The organism is Pseudoalteromonas sp. APC 3691, assembly GCF_030408135.1.
Lineage (GTDB): Bacteria > Pseudomonadota > Gammaproteobacteria > Enterobacterales > Alteromonadaceae > Pseudoalteromonas.
In genome coordinates this window covers 99,711-110,321 of the sequence record NZ_JASDCB010000005.1, presented here as the reverse complement: position 1 = coordinate 110,321, position 10,611 = coordinate 99,711, and the positions used below count along the sequence as shown (strand labels likewise).

Annotated in this window: 10 protein-coding genes; 4 read left to right on the top strand and 6 right to left on the bottom strand. The window is 38.8% G+C overall.

The features are described from left to right. Positions 1 to 170 precede the first annotated feature (170 nt). The 5 genes from QL998_RS03135 to QL998_RS03115 all read right to left on the bottom strand — a co-directional run bounded on the left by QL998_RS03135 (position 171) and on the right by QL998_RS03115 (position 4,896). Positions 171 to 815, bottom strand: coding sequence for a mechanosensitive ion channel domain-containing protein (locus QL998_RS03135; protein ID WP_290192144.1), 645 nt, complete (start codon positions 813 to 815; stop codon positions 171 to 173). A gap of 201 nt (positions 816 to 1,016) precedes the next feature. Next, positions 1,017 to 1,418: a DUF6691 family protein gene (locus tag QL998_RS03130; RefSeq protein WP_165721623.1), complete on the bottom strand. Its 402-nt coding sequence runs from the start codon at positions 1,416 to 1,418 to the stop codon at positions 1,017 to 1,019. Positions 1,419 to 1,421: 3 nt separating this feature from the next. After that, complete coding sequence (locus tag QL998_RS03125) at positions 1,422 to 1,835, bottom strand: YeeE/YedE thiosulfate transporter family protein (protein WP_290192143.1); 414 nt, start codon at positions 1,833 to 1,835, stop codon at positions 1,422 to 1,424. Between the two features lie 2 nt (positions 1,836 to 1,837). Next, positions 1,838 to 3,097 (bottom strand): outer membrane protein transport protein, encoded by a 1,260-nt coding sequence (locus tag QL998_RS03120; protein ID WP_290192142.1) that lies wholly within the window; start codon positions 3,095 to 3,097, stop codon positions 1,838 to 1,840. A 383-nt stretch (positions 3,098 to 3,480) separates the two neighbouring features. Next, positions 3,481 to 4,896 (bottom strand): sugar porter family MFS transporter, encoded by a 1,416-nt coding sequence (locus QL998_RS03115; protein WP_290192141.1) that lies wholly within the window; start codon positions 4,894 to 4,896, stop codon positions 3,481 to 3,483. A 400-nt stretch (positions 4,897 to 5,296) separates the two neighbouring features. On the opposite strand from QL998_RS03115, the gene QL998_RS03110 reads away from it, so the two are divergent. Next, the gene (locus tag QL998_RS03110; RefSeq protein WP_290192140.1) at positions 5,297 to 5,830 is read left to right on the top strand and encodes a hypothetical protein; all 534 of its coding nucleotides are present in this window, start codon (positions 5,297 to 5,299) and stop codon (positions 5,828 to 5,830) included. 221 nt (positions 5,831 to 6,051) lie between these two features. Beyond that, a complete protein-coding gene (locus QL998_RS03105; RefSeq protein WP_290192139.1) occupies positions 6,052 to 6,693 on the top strand; it encodes a hypothetical protein in 642 nt (213 codons plus the stop codon). Between the two features lie 99 nt (positions 6,694 to 6,792). On the opposite strand, the gene QL998_RS03100 is transcribed toward QL998_RS03105, so the two are convergent. Further along, on the bottom strand, positions 6,793 to 7,287 hold the full coding sequence (locus QL998_RS03100) for a dual specificity protein phosphatase family protein (protein ID WP_290192138.1): 495 nt from the start codon (positions 7,285 to 7,287) through the stop codon (positions 6,793 to 6,795). A gap of 89 nt (positions 7,288 to 7,376) precedes the next feature. Here QL998_RS03100 and QL998_RS03095 point away from each other — a divergent pair, with 89 nt between their 5' ends. Together QL998_RS03095 and QL998_RS03090 are read left to right on the top strand one after the other, a co-directional pair. Then, positions 7,377 to 9,569 carry an exonuclease domain-containing protein gene (locus QL998_RS03095; RefSeq protein WP_290192137.1) on the top strand — a complete coding sequence of 731 codons (2,193 nt, stop codon included), beginning with the start codon at positions 7,377 to 7,379 and terminating at the stop codon, positions 9,567 to 9,569. 144 nt (positions 9,570 to 9,713) lie between these two features. Then, positions 9,714 to 10,595 (top strand): hypothetical protein, encoded by an 882-nt coding sequence (locus QL998_RS03090; protein WP_290192136.1) that lies wholly within the window; start codon positions 9,714 to 9,716, stop codon positions 10,593 to 10,595. The last annotated feature ends 16 nt before the right edge of the window (positions 10,596 to 10,611 follow it).

Genomic DNA, 10,611 nt, shown 5'->3' with positions numbered 1-10,611 from the left:
GCTGCGGCGGCGAGATTACTTGGAAGGGCTAGCCTATTTCGTACAGGTGGTAGTGCAACTCGATTGGAAAAATATGGATGTGAGTGATGTGATTGAAATTTAATAATTATTTTTGGGGATCCCTTAGGTTAATAGCCGTAATAGGGAAGGGGATTACAATACCTTCTTTTTTATAGCTCTTTTTCAGGGTAAAAGTAATTAATAATACGCGATTTAGATAATTGGCTATTAGGTATAATAATCATATTATTAGGTAGCATTTTAACCCATGTAGAGCGCCAGCCTATGTGATCTACAAAGCCTTGTTCTTTTGATTCAAGCTCAATAAAATCGCCCACTCTTATGGGTTTATCTATCACTAGCTGCACGCCAGAAAAAAAGTTTTCGAGGGTAGGTTGTAAAGCAAGGGCAACAGCCAGTGATGTAATGCCTAACGAGGCAATAATGGGTGTAATAGAAATACCTAACGTGCCCATTAATACTAGTATTCCTACGGATGATAATGTAACGCGTATCACGCCTTTAATTATGCTTTTTGAATTAAAAACAACGGCAGATTGTTTACCATAGTAATTAATAGTGCCAATAATAAAGCGGTCTAAAAACATAATAAGTGCCAGTAGAGCTAGTACAATATTAATGCTATTAAAAGGAATTTGTTGAGAAATAGAAGTACTAATAATGAAGGTGTCGTGCTCTAAAATGGTGAGTAGCACAATAATTGTGCACAGTGTTAGCGGTTTAGATATTGACTCTATTAGTAAAGTATCGAATATAAACTTGGTTTTTGAAGTCCATTTTTTTAGCCAGTACATTACAAAAAAGCGAATTAAAAACAGTAGTATAGCTATAAGTAAGAGAGATGAAATCGCGCTTAACCAGGGGGTGCTGTTGGAAAATTCCAGCGCTTTATTTAGCATAACTTAAACCTGTTCAATATAGTTTTATATATATTGCAGCAAGTTATGTACCTTTGTTTGGAAAAGTAGCTGCCGAGTTTTGGTCGGCAGCAAATATTATACTTTTTTGGCTAACCACATACCGCCTAAGACGGCTGCAAAAAACAACAAAAATTCCATTTTAAGAGATACCAATTGAACCAAGCCAGGGCCTGGGCAAATGCCACTTAAACCCCAGCCTAAACCAAAAAATACTGAGCCGATAATTAAGCGTGCATCAATATTTTTTAAATTACTTAAATTAAATGTTCCTGAAATAAGTGGTTTCTCTTTTTTTGCAACCCATAACCATGTAAGCATCATTATTAGCATGGCAACAGCCATCACTATAATTAAGCTTCCATCCCATTGGTTTCCATAGGTAAGAAAGTTAATCACTTTAGCAGGGTTTGTCATCCCGCTAATAATAAGCCCTAAGCCAAATATAAAGCCTATAACAACCATCATAATTGCTTTCATTATTTATCCTACAAGGTTTGCTGTAATGAAGGCAACAAGCATAAATGTACATGTTGCAACCCAAGAGCGAGCAGAAAAACGCGACATGCCGCACACGCCATGGCCACTTGTACACCCGTTAGCTAAAGTTGTACCCGCGCCAACTAAAAGCCCTGCAACAATAATAAGCCAAGATGGTAACTGTAATTCGCCTTCTAATAAAGAAGGGGCAAATACTCTTACCGCTACACCTGCCAACAATAACCCTAAAATAAAGTATAATTGCCAACGAGAGTCTGAATTTGCTTTAGCAAATACAGACTTAACAATGCCTGATATGCCCGCAATTTTTCCGTATAAAACCAGTAATAACGTACACGCTATGCCTATTAATGCACCGCCTATTGCAGCCGATACTGGGGTGAATTCTGTTATCATTTTTAAATTTCCCAAACAATAGAAACGCCTAAACCGGTTTGTTTCATTTCGATTGATAATTGTTGATTAGGCGCTAAGTAGTTAGCACCCGTTACTTTTTTTGCTGGCGAATAAAAAGCCATAGCGTTTAATTGTACCTTGTTGGTAAAAGAATGGCTAAAGCCAGTAGTAAAATGCCACTCTTGAACACCCGGCGCTAAAATATTTAATATAACTTGAGAAGAAGGAATCGGTTGCTCGGTGTAAGACACCCCAAAACGAATTTTTTGTTGCGATGTACGCTGCCATTGATAGCCAAGCTTATAAATAGTCATATCGTTCCAGCCGAACCCAGCTCCTGCATCAGCCCCTAAAGGCGCTGACATCAAGTTATTAACTGGATTTGCAATACTTTTTACTTTGCTGTAATTTATTTTTTGCCAATCAAATACAACTTGATTACTTGGGGTAAGCTCATAGGCAGCACCAAGTTGAAACGAACTTGGCAGATCAAATCCGCCTTGCTCTGCAAACAAACCTTTATAGCTATCAAACTCTTGCATAGACACTGAAGAGCGGTAACTTGCACCCCAGCTTAATGACGAATTTATATCTTGGCTAATACCCAGTTGAATACCTAGGCCTGTACTTGTATCGGTGCCATTATTTGTAAGCGCTTCTGGCGATTGCGAAAAAGGAGCAAAGCTTCCAAGCCCTTGTGCTTCAAACTGTTGCACCACGTAAATAGGGGATACACCAAGGCGTGTTTGTTCATTCAACTTATAGCTTACTGTTGGGCTAATAAAGAGTTGTTTTAAATCAACGCCTGCCGTACCAGCGTAAAAAGTCCCCTCAGGAGAGGATTCTGCGCCGTATTCGGTATTCATACCGCCGTTGCCATACACTAATAAGCCAATATTTACTTTTTCATTTAATTGATGGCCAATAGCAAACTCTGGAATTGCAAATACGGTGTTGTCGCTTTTTTGTGTTTTTGCTTCAAGATAAAATGCGCCAGGGTAAAAAGTATCTACTTTTGATGCAGTATATTTTCGTTCAGGTGAAAAAAGCTCTAAGCCCAGAGATAGCTCTGTTCCATTAGGTAAAAAAGTTGCTGGATTATTAGCGCCAGACATTAACTCTTCTGATAGCGCTACACCTGCGCCAGCCATGCCTTTGTGGGTCATGCCATAGCCGTGGGTAAAATAACCATTAGTAGCAAATGTACTGAACGAACCTAACGCACACGTTAAAGCTAAGCCTGAAATTAACTGTTTTTTCATTTTAGTAAATACATAAAGTTGGAATGGGCGGACAATAGCTAATTTTTGATATTCTAAAAAGGAATTTAAATAGATTAGTTATAATAAAAGGTAATACGGCAATGGTTATAAAGTTTAAATAAATGAGCGTAGATTGCTATTCAGCCTTAGCTTAAGTTAAAATGTTCGCTAACGTATTGAGCTATAATGATATTTAAGTATGCAATCGGTAGCTATACACTTTGGTATTAAAGTTTGCTGGTAAAGCAGCGTTTGCGTATCAATAGCAGTTTAAAATATATTTAAGAATGATTGTTTAGCTCATCTAAACAATCATTCTTAAATAGCACTACTGTAGGTAAATGCAAAGCGGCGATTACGATTAATAGCACCGCTTTTAAAAATTACATAGATTCAAGCGTTTTACCGCGTGTTTCTTTAATGTATTTAACAACAAAGAATATGCTTATAAGTGCCGATAACGCATAAAAGCCATAAGCACCGGCAAGGCCAATGTTAGCTAGCATAATAGGGAAGGTCATAGTAATTGCAAAGTTAGCAATCCATTGTGCGCTTGCTGCAACAGCAAGGGCAGCACCACGAATGCGGTTATTAAACATTTCGCCTAATAATACCCATACAATTGGGCCCCAACTTAAGCCAAAAAATACCACAAATAAGTTAGCCATAATAAGTGCAAACGTACCCATGTTATCGCTAAGGGCAAGTTTGCCTGCTTCATCAAGGCCTGCGCTGCCAAATATATAAGTAAGCGCGCTTAAGCTAATAAACATACCAATACTGCCTACAAGCAGCAGTGGTTTACGGCCAACTTTGTCAACTAGGGCAATGGCAATAAAGGTCGATACAATATTAGTGGTGCCCGCTAATACATTTATAAATAACGATTGCGACTCATCAAACCCAGCGGCTTGCCAAAGCTCAGAGCCGTAATAAAACACCACATTAATACCCACAAATTGCTGAAATACACTCAGTGCCACACCCACCCAAACAATTGGGTGTACTTTTTTACTGCCATCAATAAATAAATCACGAATACTTGGCTTTTTATCGCTATGCAAAGAGCGTTTAACATCGCTTATTTGCGCATCAACATTGTCGTTCGATATTTTACTAAATACCGCTTTGGCATCGGCTACTTTACCTTGTGCCACTAAATAACGAGGCGACTCAGGAATAAACAATACACCGACTAAAAACAACACTGCAGGCACAAGCTCAGCCCAAAACATCCAGCGCCAAGCGGCTGTATCAAGCATTAAAATATTTTGCGCACTACCAGCTGCATCAGCAATTAAATAGTTACTTAAAAACGCCGCAAATAAACCCAGTACAATAGCGAGTTGTTGAAGTGTAGCTAAACGACCACGTAGTGCTGGTGGCGCAACCTCTGCAATATAAGCCGGCGCTAATACCGATGCAGCACCAATACCTAAACCACCAAATAAACGGTAAAAAATAAACTCCGCAGAGCTTTCGCTAATGCCCGAACCAAATGCACTAATGGCAAAAATAATCGCGGTGATGATCATAATTGCACGGCGACCAAACTTATCAGCCAGCGGCCCCGCAGCAAGCGCACCTAAGGCGCAGCCAAGTAACACAGACGCTACGTTAAACCCCGTAGCCACACTGCTTGAATTAAATGCATTACCGAGCGCCGACACCGTGCCGTTAATAACGCCCGAATCAAAACCAAATAAAAAGCCACCAATAGCAGCCACGGCCGATATAAATATTACGTAAAAAAGAGAGGTGTTTTCAGCTGTGTTGGAAGGCGGTGTGTGCGTTGTCATTATATGCCCTGAAAGTTAAATTAAATATAAAAGAGCATAATATCGTAAAGCGTTATGGTTGAATATGCTTGTGCGGGTATAAAGGGTTTGGCGAGTATAAATTAAGCCGTTTAAAGGTTTTAGTTTAAAGGCTTTAAAATTAGGTAACCGCCTTTTTAAATAACACAGACTGAATTTTAATAAATAATATGTACTGTTTGGTCAGTGCCTGTTTGACTAATATTACGGTTCTCACCCATTAGGGTATGTTTTGGCAACTGCATAAACTGATATGAGGTTTAGTATTTGTTTACAGGTGGTTATTTGGTGGTTAAAGTAAATGTATTATAAAATAGGGACATTCGTAGGTTTATAAAACGACAAATGTCGTAAACTAAGTTGTTATGTTCACGGAGGTAATATGGAGCTAAGCGAAAGAATTGAGAATTTTAGCTGGGTGTTATCTGACCTGATAGTTGATATAGGTACGTCATCTAAGTTTTACCGAGAGTGCGTTTCAAATCCCGATTATGAGCCATTTAAAAATAAGTATCATCTGGGTCAGGTTCGCATGTGTCATATGTGGGCAATAGTCTCTCTATCGAGGTTGTGTGAAGCCCTCAATGGTTATGCTGATGAACTAAAACTTTGTTGTTCAGAGGAAATCGTAAAAAGTAGTTGGAAGTTTAAGGCTGAAATAGAAACGAAAAAAGTATATGAGTTTCGTAGCAAGTATGCGGCTCATGTATTTGATAAAAATACTAATCAGCCGCTAGATCTAAAAACTGGCTACGGCAAATTTACTTCAATTGTTGGTAACACACCTGATGAGGTTATGGAGTTCTACGATTGGATCAATTCTAGGGTTGAAACAAACGATGATTTACTTGCTCAACTTGTGAAAATCAATGGTTGCCTTGAAAATTACCTCGGTGGCATACCTTCAAGAAAGTGAATATAACAAAGCCTTTAAACCGTGGACACAAACAGCAGGCTTATGCTCCTTTGTCGCAAATTTCAGCCTGCTATTTTGGGCCGTTTACGGTAAGCGTTATGTGCTAAAAATAAATTACCTAATGCTTTAAAAGCGCTTAGAGTAAATTATAAAAGCTCGTTTTTTAATTGAATTTGGCTGTTGGAGTTATTCTACAGCCTCGTTAACTGTATAGGTGAATGATGGAGTATTTATCAGGTATTAAGGAAATATCATTACTTATTGGTATTTGGGTTGCTATTTATGGAATCGACTCATGGCGTAGAGAACATAAAGGTAAAAGAGAAATAGAACTAGCAGAGGATAGCTTAGCTTTATTTTATGAAGCTATAGATGTCATAAAACAAATAAGGCACCCCGTAAGTAACTCTATTGAAACAAAGGACATTGTGCGTGGTAAAAATGAAAATGAAGCACAGTTTCAAGCAAGAAAAGATGCATCCGTTGTATATAGTCGTTTCAATAAACATCAGGAACTCTTTAACAAGATTTACGCTTCAAGATATAAATTTATGTCGCAAATAGGAAAGGATGAATCAAAGCCATTTGATGACCTACGCTTAATTACAGACGAAATATTATTTTCTGCTCGTATGCTATCCAAATTGTGGGCACGTGATAACTTTAGGAATGATGAGCATTGGGAGCATCATATTGCACAGTTGGAAAAATATGAGAGTATTTTCTGGGATGAGCTGGATAAAGATGATTTAATAAATAATAAGCTTAATCTCGTAATCTCAAGTATTGAAGCAACTTGTAAATCCGTTATTGCCGGCAATGATACTTTACATGGTATTTTAAATAAAAGGCTTGGAAAATAATACAACGAACAAGTTGTTCGCTTATCAATGCTAAATAATTACTAGCATTAAAGTATTTTTAGCACTATTTAGAGTTTTAAACCCTCCCCAATTCCTGACTTACACCTCAAAGCTCTCAAAGTACTCTTTTTGCAATTCTATAGTAAGCGCTTTAGGACGGATGCCTTGTACTAGGTTGTATACCTCTTCTTTTGTGTAACCTGCCGAATTTAAGATAAGCGCAGCGACCAGCCCTGTGCGGCCAGTGCCGCCTTTACAATGTATGGCAATGGTTTGCTTTTGTAATATGGCTTGTAGTATTTCGGTTTTATGCGTGTTCCAGCTTGATGTAAAAGGCTGTTTAGGTGCTTCGTCGTCATTTATAGGTAAATGAAACCACGTTATTCCATGCTTTTTGCACTCACTATTAATTGATTTTACGTTGTTTTTTTCAAGCTCCTTTTGAGGCATAAGTGATAGTAGCATGTTAGTGTCAGCGGCTTTTAATGTGGTGATTGAGTCAGCTAGGTTTTGTGTTTTTGTACCTGGGCAAGGCGTAAAAATAATATTTGCGCCGTTATTGAGTGATAAAACATCGTACGGGTGCGCGCTCATGGTAAGTCCTTTATTTTTAATGAATTTGCTTTTATACGATCACTATAGCGTGTTTTAGTTACAAGTTTAAGATTGAATAATAAGCACAAATGCTAGATACTGTTTTTATATACAGTTATGGCAATATTATGAAAAAAGAATTACCAGCAAAATACTATTTAGCACATTTTAGAGAGCTTATTGAGTTTGTAACTAGTAAATGTATGCATTTACTTGAGCCTAAACACAGCGAATTTATTAGTAAAATAAATCAGCTAGATGAGCAAAGCCAGTGCATGTTGGCGCGTGTGTACTCGCGAAAGCCTTATTTGGTGCAGGCGCAATCGCTTAATTATGAAGAAATAACATCGCCGCATCAGGCTATTTATACGCTAAAAAAAGCCGGTATTTTATTTGAGCCAAACGAGCAGCATTACCAGAAGCTTTTAGCGCACTTAACTAAGCCTTCTTTGGTTGAGTTGCTAAGTAATTACAGTGAGCAAATAAGCTTTAAAAAGAGCGCCGCTAAAGGCGCGCTGGTGGATATTGCGCGTGAGTTTTTTAAGGCATGCCCACAAGAGCTTGCGCCACTTTATAACCAGTATGTAATTAATAACCGCAGTGACTACTACGAATATTTTGAGTTTTTATTTGCAGGCAAACTAAGCAGTGGCGATGTAAATCATCAAAATCGTTTTGTAATGCGAGACTTAGGCTTAACCGCTACGCGCGAAGGACATAGCGAGAGCTTGTCACGCTTTGAAACACTTGACGAAGCGCAATCAAACTATTTACTAAACCGTTACCGGTTAGCATTTAAAAATATAACAGATGAGAGCGACTATGTTGCTTTAGCGTCGCAGGTTTTAGTGCAAGCTGCACATGGTGCAATAGCCGTTGTATTAAAAAACAAATTATTAGTAAGGCTTTATCGGCAATTAAAAGGTGTTGATAGCGAACTTGCTTTTAGCTTACTTGAAGGGTGCGTGGATGATAGCGAAGCACAAGAAATTCAAATAAGAGAGCAATACAGGCTTGGCAATAAAGAGTGGGTAAAAGCACGATTAGAAGCCATTATCGAAAATCCACTTACTGATGATTTACTGTATTTTGCTGACGACTTTTTAATGCGTAAGTTTAATAAAAAAACACGTTCGCGTTTAAGTGCCATGCTTGCCGACACCCAATGCGTGCTAGAAATAGATGAACTTTACCGAGGTGAAGTAGAGCAGGGCGTAAACGATTATTATACTCGCCAAGGTATGGCTGTATTTAATACCGAAAACACGCTTTGGCAAAGTTTGTTTGGTTTAGTATTTTGGCATGAGTTATTTGTGGATTCGCCTTATCCGCCATGCAATGAATTTGATATTTATCCACAAGTATTAAGGCTTGGTAATTTTTATGAAGCGCAGCAAACACAAATAAATGAGCGCTTAGCTCAGTGCCAAACGTCGCAAGCATTACTTAATTTGGTATGCAAAAATGCAGCGCAATACTTTGAGCAACCTAACGGCTTGTTTAGATGGCGTAGCAATTTATTAGAGCCACTAGAAGCGCTCATTTTAAACAGCCCTATTAAGGCGTTAATTGCGCACTTAACAGCCATGAGTAAACATTATTTACAGCTAAAAGATGGCTACCCCGACTTAATGGTAATTAATAATGGCCAAGTACATTTTGAAGAGGTAAAAGCCCCGGGCGATAAGCTTAGGCGCAACCAATTAACCACCATAGATAATTTAAAAAATGTGGGCTTTACGGTACATATTGCCGCAGTTAAGTGGTTTGTAGATCCAAACCGTGTTTACAGCGTAGTTGACATAGAAACCACGGGCGGCTTAAAAGGCGGCAACCGAATTACCGAAATTGGCATAGTTAAAGTACAGCACGGTAAAGTAATTGATACTTGGACTACACTTATTAATCCGCAGCGCCATATACCTGGCTTTATTACGTCATTAACCGGTATTAGCGACAGTATGGTTTACAACGCGCCTGTATTTGCCGATATAGCCAAGCCGCTATTAGATAAACTCTCAGGCAGTATTTTTGTAGCCCATAACGTTAATTTTGATTACGGTTTTATTAAAAAAGAATGCGAGGTTGCAGGGCATTTTTTTAAAATGCCAAAAATGTGCACCGTGGTTGAATCGCGCAAAGCGTTTAAAGGCTTAAAGTCGTATTCGCTTGGTAACCTTAGCGCGCATTTTAATTTAAATTTAACTAGCCATCACCGCGCATTGGCCGACGCAACCGCCACTGCGGAGCTGTTATTGCTGATACAAAATAGTGAAAGCTAACGCCGTAGGGTATTGGCTTACCTTTAAGTATTTGAAATTTAGTTAATAAGTGATTTTATTGTAATTTTTTTAATTTATTTTGGAATAAAGTGTTTTTGTAAATCGTCTTCTTTATGTCAATCCGACAAACTAGAGGACAAAACAATGACTAAATTAAATAAAATTGTAAGCGTAATGATGTTAAGCGGTGTGTGTACTTTTACAGGTGCAGTGCATGCCGCTGATATTGAAATATCTCAGTCAACGTCGGCGCAGCAACAAACATCTACATCTATTGCGCTTTCACAAAATGGTTTAACAGCCAGTGGTAGCAACGAGTCAAACGTATCTAACGATACACAAGTAACGGCTGATGACTCGCAAAACACAGATTCAACGGCGAATAACACGCAAACTTCAGCGCAAGAAAGCAGTGAGGCCGCAGAGCCTGCAAATTCATTAGTTGCATCTGCCAGTTCATCTTTAAATAACTCATTGAACGCATCGGCCTCGTCTTTAAATACCACAGGCATTACCACAGCCAATACAGCGCTCGATGCAACAACGCAGTTAACCTCATCGGCGGGTAATTTAACAACCGCTGTGAGTCAATCGTCATTACTTTCTGTTACCTCTGAGCAAGGCACTCAGCCTGACACTACTGATACACCAACAGATGCCTCTTTACTTTCAAATGTGAGTAGCGCAACCGATTCAGTAACACAAGCTGATGCAGCGAGTGCGCTTAATGCGGGTGAGCTTACAAACCAATTAGCAATTACTAATACGGCTGCAAACTCAGTGAGTTCTACACTGCAGGTAGGTGATGCAATTAATACCAGTAATGAAGTAGTAAGCAGTGTTCAGCAATCTTTAATTGCCAGTGTGCAAGATAGTACGGTTAGCAGTTTACAAAGCACGGTACAACAAAGTGTTAGCGGGCAGGTGAGTGCAGCGGTTACTGATCAAATTAGTAACGATGTAGCACTTAGCACCGCAAGTGAAGTAGTTACCAACATTACTAACGACTTAGACCTAGGCCTTTAATACGCCGCGTGTTTGT